At 64.7% G+C, this 18,605-nt stretch carries 16 protein-coding genes; 8 read left to right on the top strand and 8 right to left on the bottom strand.

Annotation, left to right across the window (positions count from 1 at the left end; all coding sequences use genetic code 11):
- Positions 1 to 40 precede the first annotated feature (40 nt).
- The 3 genes from ACTJJK_RS12835 to ACTJJK_RS12825 form a co-directional block, all read right to left on the bottom strand.
- A complete protein-coding gene (locus ACTJJK_RS12835) occupies positions 41 to 2,284 on the bottom strand; it encodes a reprolysin-like metallopeptidase (protein ID WP_440730386.1) in 2,244 nt (747 codons plus the stop codon).
- 264 nt (positions 2,285 to 2,548) lie between these two features.
- Positions 2,549 to 3,181, bottom strand: a complete 633-nt coding sequence (locus tag ACTJJK_RS12830; RefSeq protein WP_440730385.1) for a CoA transferase subunit B — start codon at positions 3,179 to 3,181, stop codon at positions 2,549 to 2,551.
- Positions 3,182 to 3,490: 309 nt separating this feature from the next.
- Positions 3,491 to 4,228: a CoA transferase subunit A gene (locus tag ACTJJK_RS12825; RefSeq protein ID WP_408952613.1), complete on the bottom strand. Its 738-nt coding sequence runs from the start codon at positions 4,226 to 4,228 to the stop codon at positions 3,491 to 3,493.
- A gap of 117 nt (positions 4,229 to 4,345) precedes the next feature.
- Here ACTJJK_RS12825 and ACTJJK_RS12820 point away from each other — a divergent pair, with 117 nt between their 5' ends.
- Positions 4,346 to 5,257: an ATP-grasp domain-containing protein gene (locus tag ACTJJK_RS12820; RefSeq protein WP_440730384.1), complete on the top strand. Its 912-nt coding sequence runs from the start codon at positions 4,346 to 4,348 to the stop codon at positions 5,255 to 5,257.
- Between the two features lie 110 nt (positions 5,258 to 5,367).
- Here ACTJJK_RS12820 and ACTJJK_RS12815 read toward each other — a convergent pair whose 3' ends face one another.
- On the bottom strand, positions 5,368 to 6,780 hold the full coding sequence (locus ACTJJK_RS12815) for a mannose-1-phosphate guanylyltransferase/mannose-6-phosphate isomerase (RefSeq protein WP_031371518.1): 1,413 nt from the start codon (positions 6,778 to 6,780) through the stop codon (positions 5,368 to 5,370).
- Positions 6,781 to 6,962: 182 nt separating this feature from the next.
- On the opposite strand from ACTJJK_RS12815, the gene ACTJJK_RS12810 reads away from it, so the two are divergent.
- The 6 genes from ACTJJK_RS12810 to ACTJJK_RS12785 all read left to right on the top strand — a co-directional run bounded on the left by ACTJJK_RS12810 (position 6,963) and on the right by ACTJJK_RS12785 (position 13,086).
- On the top strand, positions 6,963 to 7,808 hold the full coding sequence (locus tag ACTJJK_RS12810) for a D-hexose-6-phosphate mutarotase (protein ID WP_440730383.1): 846 nt from the start codon (positions 6,963 to 6,965) through the stop codon (positions 7,806 to 7,808).
- 352 nt (positions 7,809 to 8,160) lie between these two features.
- Positions 8,161 to 8,907 carry an electron transfer flavoprotein subunit beta/FixA family protein gene (locus ACTJJK_RS12805; RefSeq protein WP_031371516.1) on the top strand — a complete coding sequence of 249 codons (747 nt, stop codon included), beginning with the start codon at positions 8,161 to 8,163 and terminating at the stop codon, positions 8,905 to 8,907.
- Positions 8,907 to 9,848 carry an electron transfer flavoprotein subunit alpha/FixB family protein gene (locus ACTJJK_RS12800; protein WP_031371515.1) on the top strand — a complete coding sequence of 314 codons (942 nt, stop codon included), beginning with the start codon at positions 8,907 to 8,909 and terminating at the stop codon, positions 9,846 to 9,848. Before ACTJJK_RS12805 ends, ACTJJK_RS12800 begins: the two co-directional genes overlap by 1 nt.
- A gap of 180 nt (positions 9,849 to 10,028) precedes the next feature.
- A complete protein-coding gene (locus ACTJJK_RS12795) occupies positions 10,029 to 11,081 on the top strand; it encodes an acyltransferase family protein (RefSeq protein WP_081930731.1) in 1,053 nt (350 codons plus the stop codon).
- The gene (locus ACTJJK_RS12790; protein WP_440730382.1) at positions 11,000 to 12,151 is read left to right on the top strand and encodes an NAD-dependent epimerase/dehydratase family protein; all 1,152 of its coding nucleotides are present in this window, start codon (positions 11,000 to 11,002) and stop codon (positions 12,149 to 12,151) included. The genes ACTJJK_RS12795 and ACTJJK_RS12790 overlap by 82 nt, the downstream gene beginning before the upstream one ends.
- Positions 12,148 to 13,086 (top strand): hypothetical protein, encoded by a 939-nt coding sequence (locus ACTJJK_RS12785; RefSeq protein ID WP_440730381.1) that lies wholly within the window; start codon positions 12,148 to 12,150, stop codon positions 13,084 to 13,086. Before ACTJJK_RS12790 ends, ACTJJK_RS12785 begins: the two co-directional genes overlap by 4 nt.
- Here ACTJJK_RS12785 and ACTJJK_RS12780 read toward each other — a convergent pair.
- A complete protein-coding gene (locus ACTJJK_RS12780; protein ID WP_440730401.1) occupies positions 13,059 to 13,310 on the bottom strand; it encodes a hypothetical protein in 252 nt (83 codons plus the stop codon). The genes ACTJJK_RS12785 and ACTJJK_RS12780 overlap by 28 nt on opposite strands.
- On the opposite strand from ACTJJK_RS12780, the gene ACTJJK_RS12775 reads away from it, so the two are divergent.
- Complete coding sequence (locus tag ACTJJK_RS12775) at positions 13,200 to 14,936, top strand: glycosyltransferase (protein ID WP_440730400.1); 1,737 nt, start codon at positions 13,200 to 13,202, stop codon at positions 14,934 to 14,936. The two genes, ACTJJK_RS12780 and ACTJJK_RS12775, sit on opposite strands and share 111 nt — an antisense overlap.
- A gap of 52 nt (positions 14,937 to 14,988) precedes the next feature.
- Here the strand turns inward: ACTJJK_RS12775 and ACTJJK_RS12770 are convergent, their stop codons facing one another.
- Genes ACTJJK_RS12770 through ACTJJK_RS12760 form a run of 3 tightly spaced genes read right to left on the bottom strand, consistent with a single transcriptional unit; the run spans position 14,989 to position 18,342 of the window.
- A complete protein-coding gene (locus tag ACTJJK_RS12770) occupies positions 14,989 to 16,338 on the bottom strand; it encodes an ABC transporter ATP-binding protein (protein ID WP_031371510.1) in 1,350 nt (449 codons plus the stop codon).
- The gene (locus ACTJJK_RS12765) at positions 16,328 to 17,167 is read right to left on the bottom strand and encodes an ABC transporter permease (RefSeq protein ID WP_081930729.1); all 840 of its coding nucleotides are present in this window, start codon (positions 17,165 to 17,167) and stop codon (positions 16,328 to 16,330) included. Before ACTJJK_RS12765 ends, ACTJJK_RS12770 begins: the two co-directional genes overlap by 11 nt.
- Positions 17,164 to 18,342, bottom strand: coding sequence for a cystathionine gamma-synthase (locus ACTJJK_RS12760; protein WP_440730380.1), 1,179 nt, complete (start codon positions 18,340 to 18,342; stop codon positions 17,164 to 17,166). Before ACTJJK_RS12760 ends, ACTJJK_RS12765 begins: the two co-directional genes overlap by 4 nt.
- Between the last annotated feature and the right edge of the window lie 263 nt (positions 18,343 to 18,605).

Genomic DNA, 18,605 nt, shown 5'->3' with positions numbered 1-18,605 from the left:
GCGGCGGCCTTCGAGAACCCTGTTGCGCTTGCGGGCGGGCTCAGCGCCGCATCTGCCAACCGGCCGGATAAGCATTGCTGTAGCGCTGACTGCTCCCGGTCAAATCGATATTGACCTTGAGCTGCGCCGCCGCATTCCAGATCAGGTCGGCGCGCCCATCTCCGTTGACGTCGCGCGCGGCGAAGAAGGCTTCGCCAGCCCGCCCTGCCACAGCGGGATTAGCGACGATCGACGCTCCGTTCATGACCCAATAGCTCAGCACGTTCTGTCCTGGATTGAGCCAGACCATATCGTCGCGACCGTCGCCGTTGATGTCCGCGCTGTCGACATAGCTCCAACCCGCGGGGCGTGCGCCGACGCTCTGACCGGCGAAATAATTGCCCCTGCTGAAGTACAGGCTGGTCTGCGCATCGTCGGCATAGACCACATCGGAGCGGCCGTCTCCATCGAAGTCGCCGACGCCCAGGATCTGGAACCACGACGGCATGGGCGCGTCCCATTTGGACGCAACCTGATTGGCCTGCATCAGCCAAACCCGCAGGCGGCTGCCGGCGAGCGAGCGCCAAATCAGATCGTGCCGTCCATCGCCGTTGACGTCGCCGCTTCCGACCAGCGTCATATCCGGCTCGAACCCGCCGACCACTTGTTGCGTGTAGCCACCGCCCGAACTGAGCCAGAGTACGAGGAACCGCTCAGCCTCGTTCTTCCACAGCACATCGCCGCGGCCGTCGCCGTTGAAGTCGCCGACGGCCCCGACATCGTAGGTAGAGACCATGTCGAAGCCGGCCGCGCTCGCGAAGCCTTGCAAAGCATCGGACGAACCGGCCAGCCAATGCGCGAACTGATGCGCGGAAGCATTGCGCCACAGCAAGTCGGCCCAGCCATCCCCGTTGACGTCGCCGCGGACCACCCGCTGCGGCACGGCGGTCGCCCGGAACGTCGCGATGATCGGCATGGTCTGATTGAGGGTCTGCGCCGTATCGGCCTGGCCGCCGACGCCGCACGCGAAACCGCCGCAGCTGGTGATGCGCGGATTCGAGAAGACCCGATAGGAGGTCTGGCCCGCATCGCCATACGCCATGATGTCGTAGAAATTGCCGCTGCCGGCGCCGGCCTTGTAGCCGAACGAATATGCGTAAGCGCCGTACTGCAGGCTGCCGCCCGAGGAGGCCGTCGCGCGATCGTGCTGCGCGCCCATGTTGTGGCCCAACTCGTGCGCGAAGGTTTCGTCGCGGCAGAAATAGGTCGTGCCGCCATCGTTCTGGCGCCCGTCGCTGACGACCGAATAGCCGTTGGGCGCCGATGAGGTGGTGATCGGCTGCTGGCCGCCGCCGAGCAGCCAGGCGATGCCGCAACCGTCCTGCGCAGTGCGGTCGTACTTGCGCACGAACGAGACCAGATCGGCGCCGTATTGGTCGCGCGCCGCACGCAACGCATTGAAGGCCGGATCGACCGGCGTCGTGCGCGTGCCGGTCAATTTTTCCAGTGCGCTGCCGTTGTCGGAACTGTCCGCATAGTTGACTTGCATGGCATGGACCATGCGGATACGCGCGGTGATCTGGCTGTTGACGTAGGCCTGATTGGTGACTTCGACCAGATAGTTGAGCCGGGTGACGGCCTGGGACGCGCCGCCCAAACCGTTGGCGAACCCGTTGCTGTAGCCGACCAGGACATCGACCAGGACCTGGCCGTCGGCCGCGGTCTCGGCGGCGCCGATCGAAGCGCTGGCCGGCGCGACGCTCGAAGCGTTCGCCGCCGCGCTCGGTATCAGATAGTCGTCGGCATGATCGGGGCCGATCGAATTTTCGAGCAGCGCCAGCTTCGCCGGATCGGTCTCGATCAACCAGGACTTGCCGTCGCGCAAGGTCAACTTCAGCGCGGGCTTGCCGGGCTGGGCGATGCTGCCGAACACGGCGCGTTCGCCGAAAGTGATGATGGCCTCCTGCGCGAGGCCGCCGCGATCGATGCGCCCGACCCAGGTCCAGTCGCCGCTCGGATGTTCGACATGGCGCTCGTAACGGAAGTCGAGTTTTTCGCCCGAGGGCGCGGTGATGCGCAGATGACCGCCGACGGTCGCGGCGAGCGCGTGTTGTTCACTCAGTTCGACGCGATGCCAGGTATAGGCGCCTTCGGAGATGGCCGGTTGCCTGGACGGGTAAGCGGCCAGGTCGCCGCGATCGGGCAGGCGCGCGAATCCGGCGGCGGCGATGCGACGCGACGCAAGCCGCGCCGATAACGGATCTGCGAATGGAGTCGGCGCCGAACGCATTGCCGGAGCGGACATCGCCGCTCCGCTCGCAAGCCTTTGAGCCACTGAGGAAGAACCGGAGTCGGATGACGTGCAGCCGACCGCAAGCAGGACCAGCATCCCCAGAAAAGCCAAATTGCGCATAGCGACCAGCCAAGTAAAAGCAGCGCCGCATCCTGCATCCGCGGCGCAGATACTTCAATGGCCGCAAAAAACACATGCACCATAAATTGAGAAACACGTCTCAATTTTCCGGAGAGCTTGCTTTTGCCAGCGCTCGCGACGCCGCAGTTACGCTATTCAGGCGCTCAGCAAAGGCACGCCGGTCTTGCTGCGCAGTTCGTCTTCGTTCACGCCCGGCGCGATCTCGACCAGCACCAGACCGCGCTCGGTGACGTCCATCACCGCAAGCTCGGTGATGATCCGATTGACCACGCCCAGGCCGGTCAGCGGCAGCGTGCATTCGGACAGGATCTTGTGCTCGCCGTTCTTGGCGCTGTGCTCCATCAGCACGACCACGCGCTTGACGCCGGCGACCAGATCCATCGCGCCGCCCATGCCCTTGACCATCTTGCCGGGCACCATCCAGTTGGCCAGGTCGCCCTTGTCGGTGACCTGCATCGCGCCGAGGATCGCCAGATCGATATGACCGCCGCGGATCATCGCGAAGCTGTCGTGGCTGCCGAAATAGCTCGCGCCCTGGCGCGCGGTCACGGTCTGCTTGCCGGCGTTGATGAGGTCGGCGTCGATCTCGCTTTCGGTCGGGAACGGACCGATGCCGAGCAGGCCGTTCTCGGACTGCAGCCACACGTCCATGCCGGCGGGAATGAAGTTGGCGACCAGCGTCGGCAGGCCGATGCCGAGGTTGACGTAGGCGCCATCGGTGAGTTCCTGCGCGGCGCGCTGCGCCATTTCATCGCGGGACCAAGACATTGGTAATTCTTCCTGTATAGGTGGACGCAATTGAAGTGCCGACGGAGAAAGTCGGTTTACGGCGACAGGCTCCGGAAGCTTTTCCCGTATAGCTGGATGTATCGAATCGACTACGGAGAAAATCGGTCTGCGACGATCGGCTCCGAGAGTTTTTTCCTTTTAGCTGGACGCACCGAAATCGACGAAGCAGAAAACCGGCGACGCCGATCCGCTCCGACTCGAGAAAACCGGCGTGCGAGCCGCAGCGACCGCTCCAACCTAAGCGCATCGATCGCAAGGATGCGCATAAGATCAGGACGGCCCGCCCACTCACCCAGCCCGCACCGTCCGCTGCTCGATGCGCTTCTCCGGGGTCGCATTGACGACGATCCGGTCGACGTAGATACCCGGCAGGTGCACGTGATCGGGATCGATCGCGCCGACTTCGACCAGTTCCTCGACTTCGGCGATGCAGACCTTGCCGGCCATCGCGCAGGCCGGGTTGAAGTTGCGCGCGGTCTTGCGGAACACCAGGTTGCCGGCCTTGTCGGCCTTCCACGCCTTGACCAGCGACACGTCGGCCTTGAGTGCGGTTTCCATGACGTAATGGTGACCGTCGAACTCGCGCGTCTCCTTGCCGTCGGCCACCACGGTGCCGTAGCCGGTGCGGGTGAAGAAGGCCGGGATGCCGGCGCCGCCGGCACGCAGGCGCTCGGCCAGGGTGCCCTGCGGATTGAATTCGAGTTCGAGTTCGCCGGACAGGAACTGGCGCTCGAATTCTTTGTTCTCGCCGACGTAGGACGAGATCATTTTCTTGATCTGGCGCGTTTCCAGCAGCAGGCCCAGGCCGAAACCGTCGACGCCGGCGTTGTTGGAGATCGCGGTGATGCCCTTGACGCCGCTGTCGCGCAGCGCGCCGATCAGGGCCTCGGGAATGCCGCACAGGCCGAAGCCGCCGACGGCCAGGGTCTGCCCGTCCGCCACCACGTCCTGCAGGGCTTGTTTCGCACTGGGGTACAGCTTGCTCTTCGCGGCGCCGGTGGGCGTCGCGGCGATGGCCTCGGCCATGGGACAACTCCTTTGCGGGATGGGCGCAGTTTAGCCTGCGTCCGGGTCCGGACGTAGCGGACTTTCGGGCAATACCGCGACAATGCCCCGATCGTGTGCCGACGCTAGACTTGCGATATGAGCCGACTCGCCCTGGTCACCGCCATCGCCGCCGCCGGGCAGGACGACGACCTGTCGCCCCTGCTTCGAGCCTGTACCGCACGCGGCATCGCCGCCGAGATCCGCGCCTGGGACGATCCCAGCGTGGCCTGGGCACGATACGACGCCGTATTGCTGCGCTCGCCGTGGGACTACACCGAGCGCCTCGACGAATTCCTGGCCTGGTGCGAACGCGTCGACGCCCACACGCGCCTGCTCAATCCCTGGCCGGTGGTGCGCTGGAATACCGACAAGCATTATCTGGCCGACCTCGCCGCGCGCGGTGTGCCGGTGGTGCCGAGCGCGTTCGTCGAACCCGACATGGATGCGCTGCCGGCCCTTCAGGAGTTTCTCGCCGCCCATCCGGACGCCGACGAATTCGTGGTCAAGCCCGCGATCAGCGCCGGCTCGCGCGACACCCAGCGTTATGCGCGCGCGCAGGAATTCGCCGCGGCCAATCACCTCGCGCGCCTGCTCGACGAGGGCCGCAGCGCGATGCTGCAGCCCTATCTGGTCTCGGTCGATCGCGACGGCGAGACCGCGCTGATGCATTTCAACGGCGTGTTCAGTCATGCCATCCGCAAAGGCGCGATGCTGCAACGCGAGGATGCCTTGAACCTGCGCGCGGTGGAACGCATCGCCGCGCGCGAAGCCGGCGACGACGAGCGCAGGGTCGCCCTGCATGCGCTGACCGCGATGACCGCGCGGCTCGACCTCGAAGAACCCTTGCCGTACGCCCGCGTCGACCTGATCCGCGACGGCGAAGGCAAGCCGCAGTTGCTGGAGCTGGAGTTGTGCGAACCCTCGCTGTTTTTCGCTCACGCCGAAGGCAGCGCCGAGCGTTTCGCCGAAGTGCTGGCCGAGCTGCTGGCGACGATGCAGGTCGATTGAGCCGCTCGCGCCCGCACAGGCGGGCGTCGGCACGCCCTCGCCTCGACGGGGCCATAAAGAAAAAACCGGCCTCGCGGCCGGTTTTTTCGTGCGCGGACGCGACGGACCGCTTACGAACGTCCGTACACGTCCTCGAGACGGACGATGTCGTCTTCGCCCAGATACGCGCCCGACTGCACCTCGATCAACTCTACCGGCTCGGTGCCGTTGTTGCGCAGGCGATGGACGCTACCCAGCGGGATGTAGGTGCTCTGGTTCTCGTGCAAGTCGAATACCTTGTCGTCGCAGGTCACTTCGGCCACGCCGGACACCACGATCCAGTGCTCGGCACGCTTGCGATGCTTCTGCAGGCTCAGGGCCGCGCCCGGCTTGACCACGATGCGCTTGACCTGGAAACGCGGCCCCACATCGATCGAATCGTAATAACCCCAAGGCCGGTAGACCTTGCGATGAAACAGATGCTCCTGGCGCCCGGCCTTTTTAAGGCGATCGACGATGGTCTTGACATCCTGAACCCGGTCCTTGCGCGCGACCAGGGTCGCGTCGGGCGTATCCACGATGACCAGGTCCTCGACCCCGATCGTGGCGATCAGGCGCCGTTCCGAGGCACGCACCAGGCTGTCGCGCGTATCCAGGGAGATCACGTCGCCTTCGTAACGGTTGCCGTCTTCGTCGCGCTCGGCCACCGACCACAGCGACGACCAGGAACCGATGTCGCTCCAGCCGCAACTGACCGGCACCACCGCGGCGCGATCGGTCTTCTCCATGACCGCGTAGTCGATCGAATCGCTGGGGCTGGCGGCGAACTCGTCCTTGCCGACGCGGATGAAATCCAGATCGCTTTGCGCCGCCGCATGAGCCGCGGTCGCGGCGGCATGGATCTGCGGCGCATAACGCGCGAGTTCCTGGAGATAGCGCTCGGCCTTAAACAGGAACATGCCCGAGTTCCACGAATACGTGCCCTCGGCCAGATAAGTTTGCGCCGTCGCCAGGGCCGGCTTCTCGACGAAGCGGGCGACTCGGTAGCCGTCCTCGCCGAGGGCCTCGCCGCGGGCGATGTAGCCGTAGCCGGTTTCCGGATAGTCCGGCTGGATACCGAAGGTGACCAGCCAGCCCTGCTCGGCCAGCACGGCCGCACGCTCCACCGCGGCCCGGAAGGCCGATTCGTCCTCGATCAGGTGATCGGCTGGCAGCACCAGCATCACTGCGTCGGGGTACTGGGCGAGCAAATGCAAGGCGGCCAACGCGATCGCCGGCGCGGTGTTGCGGGCGCTGGGTTCGAGCAGGATGCCGCCGCTGCCCACACCGATCCCCTGCAATTGCTCGCCGACCATGAAGCGATGCCCCTCGGCGCAGACGGTCACCGGCAGACCCGCTTGCGGCAGGGCGCAAGCGCGCAGCACCGTTTCCTGGAACAGCGAACGATCGCCGATCAGCGACAGGAATTGCTTAGGCTGGTTCTCGCGCGACAATGGCCACAGGCGCGAACCACTGCCGCCGCTCAATACGACAGGATGCAGCATCCCGGCTCCGAAAGACTGGGGATGGGCAAGAATAGCCCGGCCGGGCAGTTGGGGGCTTCATGTATCGTGACTGCATGGCCAGTCGGCACGCTGGGCCACGGCTTTAGAATCCTCCCAAACGGCATGCGGGACACGCCGTCGGCGCGCCGACGACGGGCCCCAACCCAACCAAGGACAGGCTCGTGGCTTCCGACTCGAACGGCACCGCCCCCAACGCCCTTCGCCTCCAGGCGCCGGGAGGAGGCGAAATCCAGGCCACCGCGTTCGGTGCGCATGCCCTGTCCTGGCAATGCCGTGGACAGGAACGCCTCTACCTGAGCCCGCGCGCGGGCTTCGGTGCCGGCAAGGCGATCCGCGGCGGCGTCCCGGTGATCTTTCCGCAATTCGGCGAACGCGGCGATGGACCGCGCCACGGCTTCGCGCGGACGTTGGACTGGCAAGTGCTGGATACCACCGGCTCGAAACTGCCGCGACTGGCGTTTCGCCTGAGCGACAGCGAACAGACCCGAATTCGCTGGCCGCATCGCTTTGAAGCCGTGTTGTCGCTGGAACCGGGCGAGAACCGGCTGCGAATCGCCCTGAATGTGCACAATTCGGACAGCACCGCCTTCCAATTCACCGCCGCGCTGCATACCTACCTGCGTGTGGCCGATGTAGCCGGAACGCTCGTGCACGGACTCGAACGGTCGCCGTTCCTGGATTGCGTGCGCGGCAACGAGCCTCAGCCGGCCGCCGACGCGCCGGTACGCTTCGAAGGCGAAGTCGACCGTATCTACGCCGGCACCGTTGGCACCGTGCGCGTCACCGATGGCGTGGATCTGTTGCGCATAGAAGCCGAAGGCTTCGCCGACACGGTGATATGGAATCCCGGGGCCGAACTGGCCGCCGGCATGGGCGACCTGGGTGCCGGCGAGTACGGCCGCTTCGTCTGCATCGAAGCGGCGCAGGTACTCAAACCCGTCCACCTGGACCCGGGCGCCAGTTGGAGCGGCGCCCAGATTCTGACCGTCGAAGATCCGGTGACGTAGCCGGAAAGCAGCGAATTCCCCCTAAGGCGCGCCTCGAACTCAGCTTCGGCGATAGCCCCCAGGTCGCGGTTGGCACTGCGGTGCCGCGGCACATTCATACCTGCAACGCCCTCAGATCGGCACCCGTCGCGATGGCGCCTGATCGAACCTTACGGCTGCAAGCCCCTAAAGCCCGGCGTCCAGCCGGATACGTCGCAAATCCCACCATACGGGATGGCGCTGGCGCTGCAGGTCGTGGAGGGTTCAGGTGCCAGGCCGAGCTGGCCCCGACCTGCGTACGTGGGCCGTCTCAGCTAGAATTGGGGGCTCTCGGCCGCTCCTGGCCCAGCACCCCACAAGGAATCCCCGCACGATGAAGATCCTCGTCGGCTACAAGCGCGTGGTGGACTACAACGTCCGCATTCAGGTCAAGCCGGATGGCTCCGGCGTGGTCACCGACGGCGTCAAGCTGTCGGCCAATCCCTTCGACGAAATCGCCCTGGAAGAAGCCCTGCGCCTGCGCGACAAGGGCATCGCCACCGAGGTCGTGGTCGCGACGATCGCCCCGGCCGACGCCCAGGCGCACCTGCGCAACGGCCTGGCCATGGGCGCCAATCGCGCCGTGCACGTGGTCTCGGACCAGCCGATCCAGCCGCTGACCGCCGCGCGCGCCCTGCTCAAGCTGATCGAGAAGGAACAGCCGGACATCGTCATCCTCGGCAAGCAGGCCATCGACGACGACGCCAACCAGACCGGCCAGATGCTGGCCACGCTGTGGGGCCGCCCGCAGGCGACCTTCGCCTCCAAGCTCGAAGTCGAAGGCGGCAAGGCCACGGTGACGCGCGAAGTCGACGCCGGCCTGGAAACGCTGGAAATCGACCTGCCGGCGGTGGTCACCACCGACCTGCGCCTCAACGAGCCGCGCTTCATCAAGTTGCCCGACATCATGAAGGCCAAGAGCAAGCCGCTGGAGACCATCGCCTTCGCCGATCTCGGCGTCGACACCGGCGACACGCTTAAGACCACCCATTACGCACCGCCGCCGAAGCGCAGCAAGGGCGTGATGGTCAAGGACGCGGCCGAACTGGTCGCCGCACTCAAGGCTAAGGGGCTGCTGTAATGAGCAAAGTTCTGATCGTCGCCGAACATCTCAACGGCAAGCTCAACGCGTCGACCGCCAAGTGCGTGTCGGCCGCGCAGGCGCTGAAGCCGGACTCCATCGACATCGTCGTGCTCGCCGCCGACCCGGCCGCGGTCGCCGCCGAAGCCGCGCAGATCGCCGGCGTCGCCAAGGTGCTGACCATCGCCAACGCCGCCAACGCCAACGCGATCGCGCAGGTGCTCGCGCCGCAGGTCGCCGCGTTGGCCAAGGGCTACAGCCACGTGTTCGGCCCCAGCACCACCTTCGGCAAGGACCTCATGCCCTGCGTCGCCGCCCTGCTCGGCGTCGCCCAGGTCTCCGACGTCATGGCCGTCGAAGGCAGCCACACCTTCAAGCGTCCGATCTACGCCGGCAACGCCATCGTCACCGTCGAAGCGCCCGCCGACCACACCGTGGTTGCCACCGTGCGTACCGCGTCCTGGCCGGAAGCGGCGAAGGGCGGCAGCGCCGCGGTCGAAGCCGCCTCGGTCGAGGCGAGCCTGCCGAGCCACACCCGCTACGTCGGCCTGGCCGCCGGCAAGTCCGACCGTCCCGACCTGCAGAGCGCCAAGCGCGTCGTCTCCGGCGGCCGCGGCGTGGGTTCGGCGGACAACTTCAAGATCATCTACGACTTCGCCGACAAGCTCGGCGCCGCCGTGGGCGCTTCGCGCGCCGCGGTCGACGCCGGCTACGTGCCCAACGAGATGCAGGTCGGCCAGACCGGCAAGATCATCTCGCCGGAGCTCTACGTCGCCGTCGGCATCAGCGGCGCGATCCAGCACCTGACCGGCATCAAGGACGCCGGCACCATCGTCGCGATCAACAAGGACGGCGAAGCGCCGATCTTCGAGATCGCCGACATCGGCCTCGTAGGGGATTTGTTCACACTTCTTCCGCAACTATCCGCCGAACTGAACTGAGTTCACTGCGCATGCCAGTGTGCTTTGGCCGGGCATTTCACCCGGCCTTCACGGCAAATTTTCCGCAGTGAGAGTTTTCCCGCATTCTTGTTTCACAGTGCGGTGTCTCTAACGGCCCCCATCGAGAAGTCGACGCTCGATGGGTTCGCCTCACATCCAAACGGCATCCGAGACGCAAGCATGGGGCGAGTCAACAATTTTGATGCAGTGCGATTGTTGGCCGCTGCGGCCGTCATTTTCGGACATGCGCATCCCCTGACCAATACGCCCAGCCCGGCGCTGCTCGGCAATTCGGTGCAGGCGCTGGCGGTGAAGATCTTCTTCGTCATCAGCGGCTATCTGATCTTCACCAGTTGGACCCTGGAGCCGGTGCTGACGCGCTACATGCGCAAGCGCTCGCTGCGCATCTTCCCGGCGCTGATCGCGATCATCCTGTTCAGCGCCTTCGTCGTCGGCCCGGCGCTGACTGCGCTGCCGCTGGCCGAGTACGCCGCCAACGGCCGGATGCTGCACTACCTCAAGAACATTTTCCTGTATCCGGTCTACGACCTACCCGGCGTATTCGCGGACAACGCGTATCCGGTTGCGGTGAACGGCTCGCTGTGGAGCCTGCCGGTCGAATTCGCGATGTATCTCACCCTGCCGCTGGTCTGCGTCATCGGCGCCCGCCTGCGCCTGAAATGGCTCCTCGGCGGGTTCGCGCTCGCTCTTTGCGCCGCCAGCATCTATTACGTGCGTTTGGCCCCGCCCGCGGCGCATCCGGTCTTCTACGGTAGCGACCTGATCAGCGCGCTCGATGTGGCCCCCTACTTCATGATCGGCGCCTTCATCGCCCAGGCCAAACTCGAGAAATACCTCGAGCCCAGTCTGGCCCTGTTCCTGATCGGCGTGGTCGCCTTGGTTCCACCCAGCTCGGCCTGGGCCGGCGAGATCGTCCTGTACGCGGTACTACCGATATCCGTGCTTTCACTCAGCCTTGCAGCTCACCCGGTACTTTCCAAAGCCGGCCGCTACGGCGATTTTTCCTACGGTTTATACCTGTACGGCTTCCTGGTCCAGCAAATCGTCAACCATCTGGCCGGCAACAAGCTTAGCGCGCTCGAGAATGCGCTCGTCAGCTTGCCCATCGCCCTGGCCTGCGCGGCGCTGTCGTGGCACTACATCGAGAAGCCGATGCTCGCGCTGAAAAACAAGAAACCCGTAGCGGCACTCGTTCCCAGAACTTCGGAGTAAGCATGACCCAAATTTGTCTCGTCACAGGCGGCGCCGGATTCATCGGCTGTGCCATATCCGAAGCCCTCGTGAAATCGTTCGATCGGGTCGTCGCTGTCGACAACCTGCATCCGCAGATCCATAAGAGCGGAACGAGGCCGGCCGCGCTTCATCCTCAGGTCGAGCTCATCGTCGCCGATGTGACCGAAACCGCGACGTGGAGCGACGTGCTGTCCAAGCACCGTCCGACCACGATCGTCCACTTGGCCGCTGAAACCGGTACGGGACAATCCCTGACCGAAGCCACTCGCCATGCGCAGGTCAACGTCGTTGGCACCACGAGAATGCTCGACGCGCTCGCGGCCAACGAAATCAAACCCGCACGCATGGTGCTATCGAGCAGCCGCGCCATATACGGCGAAGGCGAATGGCTCGACGCCAGCGGAAACTCGCACTATCCCGGCCAACGCTCGGCCCAGATGCTCGAACAAGGACAGTGGGATTTCCAGGGACTGCGGAGCCAGCCGTTCCGCTGCGCGGCTACCCGCCCCGATCCGACCAGCGTCTATGGAGCCACGAAGCTGGCCCAGGAACACATCCTCTCGGCGTGGTGCCTCGCATTCGGCACCTCCCTCAACGTCCTGCGCCTGCAGAACGTCTACGGGCCCGGCCAGTCCTTGACCAACCCCTATACCGGTATCGTCTCGCTGTTCGCCCGGCTGGCCAAGGCCGGCAAGAGCATTCCGCTTTACGAGGACGGCAAGATGCTGCGCGATTTCGTCTTCATCGACGACGTCGCGGACGCGATCGTAGCGGCCGCCACTTCCGACAAGAGCGGAATCCTGGCCGATATCGGCACCGGCGAGTCGCTCTCGATCGAACAGCTGGCCGGCATCATCGCCGAGATCTATGGCGCGCCGCCGCCGCACATCACCGCTCAATACCGCAACGGCGACGTTCGCCATGCGGCCTGCGACGTCAGCGCTTCCCTGGGCACGCTGGGCTGGTCGCCGAAGGTCGATGCCGCTACGGGCGTACGCCGCCTGTGCGCCTGGATCGATCAGCGCGAGGGAGAGTTGGAGCAGCTATGACCGCCAAGATCCATAACATCGGCCACGTGCGCGTGCACTCGGTGCTCTACGGCAACGAGCCCGAACGCATCGTCCAGACCGTGGCTCACCTCAATCGCGCCGCGGATCTTGCGATTGCCGCTGGCGCCATGAGCTCGGTGTCGCTGGTCTACGGCGACAGCTCGCCCGCGCCGGTGCTCGATGAGGCCGCGATCGCATCGATCGCAGCCTCGTCCGAGGCCCTGCGCAGCGTCGAGAACGTGAATTTCGGCCGCAACATGGGCTCGGCGCGCGGTCACAACACCTTGATCGCCCACGCCGTCGAGGCAATCGAAAAGGGCGGCCAGGTCGACGTCGTGCTGATCATGAACCCCGACGTGATGCTCGCGCCCGATGCGCTGATAGAGCTCGCCAGGCCGTTGCAGAACGCCAAGGTCGGATTGGTCGAAGCCCGCCAACTGCCGGTGGAGCATCCCAAGGAGTACAACGCGAGCAGTGGCGAAACCGGCTGGGCAACGACCGCCTGCGCGCTGATTCCCCTGCCGGTACTGCGCGAGCTCAACGGTTTCGATGCCGAGTCCTTCTTCCTGTACTGCGACGATGTCGATTTCTCGTGGCGTGCCCGTCTGGCCGGCTACAGCATCATCTACCAGCCCTCGGCCGCGGTGTTCCACGACAAGCGCCTCGGCGATAACGGCCAGTGGCAACCGACTTCGTCCGAGCAGTACTACTCCGCCGAAGCGGCGCTGATGATGGCGCATAAATACTCGCGCCCGGAAATAGTCGCCCGATTGCTGGAGGGCTTCGGAAAGTCCCCGTTGGCGCACCTCAAGCGCGCCGCGGACAGTTTCGAGACCCGGCGAACGGAAGGCCGTCTGCCCACCCCCATCGACAAGCAGCGATCCGTCTCGGTGTTCCGCGGCGACCACTACACCGAACACCGGTTCAGCCTCTGATGAATACCTACGACAACCCCTATTTCCACGATAACGTCTACGGGCATGTCATCAGCCTGCTGACCGGTCATGGCGACAGCCGCGAAGGCCTGCACCTCGACATCGGTTGCAGCCTGGGACCGATCGCCGAGCATGTACGCGACGACCTTGGCCGCAAGTACATCGGCCTGGACATCGACACCCAGGCATTGGCCCAACTCGGCGCACGCGGTTTCCAGACCCATGCGCTCGACTTGAGCGACATCGAACGAGCCGAAGCCACGCTTCGGCAGGTGATCGGCGACCAAGCCGTCGCGTCGATGTCGATCATCGACACGCTGGAGCATGTCGCCGAGCCCGAGAAAGTAGTGGCCATGCTGCGCCGCATATCCGAGGCCCATTGCGCTCCGCTGGCGGTTTCGGTGCCGAACGTCGCCCATCGCGATGTAGGCTTCAAGCTCGCCTTCGGCCGATGGGACTACACCAAGACCGGCCTGTTGGATCACACCCATCTTCGCGGCTTCACCCAGGCCAGCCTGCAGACGATGATGCAGACATCGGGCTGGCACTTGGTCGAGTCGAAGGACGTCAAACTCAGCCAAAGCGACCAGTACTTCCCTAGCTATCATCCGGCCTTGGCGACCGGAGCGTTGCTGCAGCGGGTCATGTCCCACGTTCGCGACGGCGTCGACGCCACCGCGACCACCAATCAGTTCGTTGGCCTGTACCTGCCCGGACACGGCCGCGACGCGGTGATCTACACCGACGACCACGGCGACGCCGAGCGTCCCTTCCTGAGCGTAATCACGCGCACCCAGGGCAAGCGGCTGGATACGTTGCGCGACGTCTTCCTTTGCCTCTCCGCGCAGACCGATCAGGACTTCGAAGTCCTGATCATCGGCCACAAGCTTCCTCCGGAAAGCGTGACGGCGGTCGAGCGCGTGATCGAGGACACCAACGCCACGATCCGAAACCGCATCCGCCTCGTCAAGGTGGACGACGGCACTCGTACGCGGCCGCTCAATGTCGGCTTCTCCGAAGCCAAGGGCCAGTACATCGCCATCCTCGACGACGACGACATCGTCATGGGGCACTGGGTCGAAGAGTTCAGAAAGCTGGCCAACCGGACTCCCGGACGAGTGCTCCGCAGCAGAACCGTTGCGCAATCCTGGCAACCGGTACGCACGAACTACGGCAGCCCGTCGGTACGGGCCGTGGGCGGCATGGACTCGCGCTACCCGAAGGAGTTCGATTTCCTCCAGCATTTGGTCGAGAACAACACGCCGCCGGTTTCAATCGCGTTTCCGCACTCGGCCTTCCACGACCTCGGCATCACTTTCGACGAGTCGCTGACCACGACCGAAGACTGGGATTTCATGATGCGCACGGCCAACGTTTGCGACGTGGGCAGCGGCGGCGAGATCACCTCGATCTATCGTCTTTGGAAGCAGGCCGAGTCCTCCTACACCCTGCACTCGGCCGAAGAATGGCAGTCCAACCATCACGCCATCTGGCGCAAGTTCGACGCCATGCCGTTATTGCTGGCGCCCGGCAGCGCGACCCGGATCAGGCAGTTGGTGCAGGATTGGAACCGCGTCCATCGCGGGCAGCATGGCCCGCTTCCGGACCCGCTGCTCGAAGAACAGCGTTACGCGGACGCATTACGCGAACAGATTCACGCGACCATGAACAGCCGCACCTGGGCACTCGGGTGGCCGGTGCGCGCGGTGGCCACGCTGATGGGCCGCAAGCAGGTGTCGCCCATGCTTTGGGCGATGGGGCCGGCCGAGCTCGAGAATTACCAAGCGCGGCTGCAGGCTTCCAAATCCTGGCGCTTCGCCAACAAGCTCAAGCGCTTATTCGGCCAGTAATCGCAACTCGCACCGGCCCATCGCATGGGCCGGTGCGCGATACGGTCGACGCTCAGCCGATTTTTCCGAGAGCGATCGATTTCATCGGAATACCGATCATTCCCGTGCTCACGGCCGAAGAATGGCTGCTGATGATGATCGCATCGTGAACCCAATGGTGCACGACGTGGTCCCGTTGAGTGCCATCGGACACCGCAACCGACACCGCATATTCGCCTGCCGGCAATATGGGCATACGGAAATCGAAACGCGCGAACCACGTCTCGTCCGCGCCGCACTCGGGCTTCTGGTCCAGATACGACAGATACGTGTTCTCGCCGAACAGCGACAAGCCCTGGCGATTGCGCACCAGGAAGCCGACGATCAGGCCGGAGATCGCCTCGGAGCAGTGCAGCGTCACCACTAGCGAAACCGGCTCCCCGCCCACGGCCCACTGCAGTCGGGCGCCGTGCTCGTCGAGCAAGCGCGTATCCAGGATACGGGCCCCGCCCTTTCCGAAGACATCGCCCGTCTCGTCGAAACGGCTGACTTCAAGGTCGTTGCGCAAATTCGAATTCAGGACCAGATCGCGCCTGGCGTCCGCGTAATCGTCGTCGGCTAAATGCTGCAGCAAGGCCTTGCCTTGCTCCTGGATCTGCTGGGCCACTTCGTCGTCGCCCTGCTCTTGCCGATACAGGTCCGCCAGATACGCCTGGGTCACCTGCTTGGGAGCATCGTCCATGCGGACTTTTCCGTCCTGCAGCCAGATAGCCCGATCGCACAGCGAAGTGATCGTCGAGCTGTCGTGGCTTACGAACAGCAACGTGCCGCCGGATGAGCTGAAGGTGTGCAGGAACCTCATGCATTTCTGCACGAAGTAGGCATCGCCCACCGCCAAGGCCTCGTCGATGATGAGGACGTCCGCGTCGACATGGGCGATGACGGCGAACGCCAGACGCATGAACATGCCGCTGGAATAGGTTTTGACGGGCTGGTCGACGTAATCGCCTATGTCGGCGAATCGCAAAATGCTCTCGAAGCGCGCATCCACCTCGTCGTTGCTCAACCCGAGGATCTGCGCGCTCATACGGACGTTTTCCGCCCCGGTATATTCGGGGTTGAAACCCGCGCCGAGCTCCAACAGCGCCGCGACCCGGCCGTTGACCCGGTGCTCTCCATCGCTGGCCTCGAGCGTGCCGCAAATGATCTGCAGCAACGTCGACTTTCCCGAGCCGTTGCGGCCGATCAGACCGACGGTTTCGCCGCGCCTGACCTGGAACGAGATCCCCTTGAGGACATGATGCTCGCGGAAGAAATGCTTCTTGCCGCGCAACAGCATCTGCCATAAGCGATGCACCGGGCTATCGAAAATCAGATAGCTCTTGTGCAGCCCCACTACATCGATCGCGATTTCAGATGACATCGGCAAAACCGTTCTTACTGCGCCAGAACCAGGCGAAGCTCAACACCAACAGGACATAAGCCGCCAAGGCGTAGAGCCCGAGCCAGGCCCAATCCGGCCACTGCCCATAGAGAGTCGCGGCGCGCAACTGCGCGACCGGGACGGTCAGGGGATTGAGCTGCAACAAGCCTCTGTACCGCTCGGGCACTGATTCGATCGGAAACAGCACAGGGCTCAGATACATCATGGCGATCGTGACCAGGCCGGTTATCTGGCCGAGATCGCGCAAGAACACGCCGAGCGAAGAGAGCAAGAACACGCACGCAGCCATCATGACCGCCAAGGGCAGGACGATAATGGGCACGCTGATCCAGCTCAACGGGACCGCCCCCTCCAGCACCAACTGTCCCACGAGCAAGATGGCTAGCGAGATGCACAGATTCACCGCCGCGCCGCCGACCACCACGGGCGGCAACAACTCGAGCGGGAAGACCACCTTTTTCACATAATTACTGTTCTGCAGAATGAGCATCGGCGCCCGATTGATGCACTCGGACGCAAACAGGAACAGCACCAGGCCGGAAAACAGCACCAGGGCAAAACTTTTGGTGTCGCCGGCCACGCCCCATCGCGCTTGAAAGACGACCCCGAAGACGAAACCGAAAACGCACAGCAATGCGAGCGGATTCAGCAGCGACCAAAGGATGCCGAATACCGAACCTTTGTAACGCGAACCCACGTCGCGCGAAACGAGACGCGCGAACAGGGAGCGTTCCCTGAAAAGCAGCAAGAACGCCCCGAATGCATACCAGGCGATCCCGCCTGTCGCACGGCGCGCGCTTGTCGTCACTGCAAGGCTCCAGCCAGCGCATTGCGCAGGTCTTCGACGTCCTCCACGCCCACGCTCAGGCGCACCAGGTTGTCGGTGATGCCCAGCGCGGCGCGGCGGTCCGGCGGAATCGAGGCGTGGGTCATCACGGCCGGGTGGTTGACCAGGCTTTCCACGCCGCCGAGCGATTCGGCGATGGTGAACAGTTCGCAGCGCTCCATCATCCGGCGCGCGCCGTCGAGGCCGCCCTTGACGTAGATGCTGACCATGCCGCCGAAACCGTGCATCTGCTGCTTGGCGAGCGCGTGCTGCGGGTGCGACTTGAGGCCCGGGTAGATCACCTTCTCGACCGCCGGGTGAGTCTCGAGCCATTCGGCCAGCGCCTGGGCGTTCTCGCAGTGGGCCTTCATGCGCAGGTGCAGCGTCTTCAGGCCGCGCAGGGCAAGGAAGCTGTCGAACGGCCCCTGCACGGCGCCGACCGCGTTCTGCAGGAAGGTCATGCGCTCGGCGAGGTCGGCGTCGTCGCCGACCACGGCGATGCCGCCGACGATGTCGGAGTGGCCGTTGAGGTACTTGGTCGCCGAGTGCATGACGATGTGCGCGCCGAGTTCGAGCGGGCGCTGCAGGATCGGCGAGGAGAAGGTGTTGTCGACTACCACCACCAGCCCGCGCTTGCGCGCGATCGCGGCGACGGCGGCGATGTCGACCAGCTTCAGCAGCGGGTTGGTCGGGGTCTCGATCCAGACCAGCTTGGTCTCGGGACGGATCGCGGCTTCGAACGCGGCGACGTCGCTGAGGTCGACCCAGCTGAAGTCCAGGCCGGCGGAGCGGCGGCGGACGCGTTCGAACAGACGGTAGGTGCCGCCGTATACATCGTCCATGGCGATGACGTGGCTGCCGGCATCGAACAGTTCGAGGATGGTCGAGGTCGCGGCCAGGCCTGAAGCGAACGCATAGCCATGGCTGCCGCCTTCGAGGCCGGCGATGCAGCGCTCATAGGCGAAGCGGGTCGGGTTGTGGCTGCGCGAGTACTCGAAGCCCTGGTGCTGGCCGGGGCTGCTCTGGGCATAGGTCGAGGTCGCATAGATCGGCGGCATCACCGCGCCCGTGCTCGGGTCGGGCGACTGACCGGCGTGGATCGCGAGGGTACCCAGGCCGAGCTTGCGGGCCCCGTCTTCCGGCTGCTGTTGGCTCATTGAATGCTTCCGATTCCGCTCATTGGCGCAACCGGGAATTCTAACATTGTCATCGCAGCCGGCCGCCGCGACGCCGCCTCACTTCAGGTCGGATGCAGGCGGGGTATGCCGATGACCGAGGGCGGTCCGGAGGCTTGGCTTGGACGGCCGGACACAAGCTGAATGCGGGTCGGCGTGGCCGCGGAGGCGGAGGTAACGCTTCCGGGCAGGAGCGCAGCAGGCCACGGGAGGTCGAGCAGGCCGCCCTGGATTCGTGCTTCGCA

It is taken from the genome of Lysobacter sp. 22409, assembly GCF_052045105.1.
Classification (GTDB): domain Bacteria; phylum Pseudomonadota; class Gammaproteobacteria; order Xanthomonadales; family Xanthomonadaceae; genus Lysobacter; species Lysobacter antibioticus_B.
The sequence above is the reverse complement of the archived record's forward strand: the minus strand, read 5'-3'. Positions and strand labels throughout refer to the sequence as shown.

Bases quoted from the DNA above. Each gene is read 5' to 3' on its own strand.
- ACTJJK_RS12795 (WP_081930731.1), top strand. From the start codon at position 10,029: ATGGGGCGAGTCAACAATTTTGATGCAGTGCGATTGTTGGCCGCTGCG.
- ACTJJK_RS12770 (WP_031371510.1), bottom strand. From the start codon at position 16,338: ATGTCATCTGAAATCGCGATCGATGTAGTGGGGCTGCACAAGAGCTAT.
- ACTJJK_RS12800 (WP_031371515.1), top strand. From the start codon at position 8,907: ATGAGCAAAGTTCTGATCGTCGCCGAACATCTCAACGGCAAGCTCAAC.
- ACTJJK_RS12815 (WP_031371518.1), bottom strand. From the start codon at position 6,780: ATGCTGCATCCTGTCGTATTGAGCGGCGGCAGTGGTTCGCGCCTGTGG.
- ACTJJK_RS12835 (WP_440730386.1), bottom strand. From the start codon at position 2,284: ATGTCCGCTCCGGCAATGCGTTCGGCGCCGACTCCATTCGCAGATCCG.
- ACTJJK_RS12825 (WP_408952613.1), bottom strand. From the start codon at position 4,228: ATGGCCGAGGCCATCGCCGCGACGCCCACCGGCGCCGCGAAGAGCAAG.
- ACTJJK_RS12780 (WP_440730401.1), bottom strand. From the start codon at position 13,310: ATGGGTCTGGAAACCGCGTGCGCCGAGTTGGGCCAATGCCTGGGTGTC.
- ACTJJK_RS12805 (WP_031371516.1), top strand. From the start codon at position 8,161: ATGAAGATCCTCGTCGGCTACAAGCGCGTGGTGGACTACAACGTCCGC.
- ACTJJK_RS12760 (WP_440730380.1), bottom strand. From the start codon at position 18,342: ATGAGCCAACAGCAGCCGGAAGACGGGGCCCGCAAGCTCGGCCTGGGT.
- ACTJJK_RS12785 (WP_440730381.1), top strand. From the start codon at position 12,148: ATGACCGCCAAGATCCATAACATCGGCCACGTGCGCGTGCACTCGGTG.
- ACTJJK_RS12820 (WP_440730384.1), top strand. From the start codon at position 4,346: ATGAGCCGACTCGCCCTGGTCACCGCCATCGCCGCCGCCGGGCAGGAC.
- ACTJJK_RS12830 (WP_440730385.1), bottom strand. From the start codon at position 3,181: ATGTCTTGGTCCCGCGATGAAATGGCGCAGCGCGCCGCGCAGGAACTC.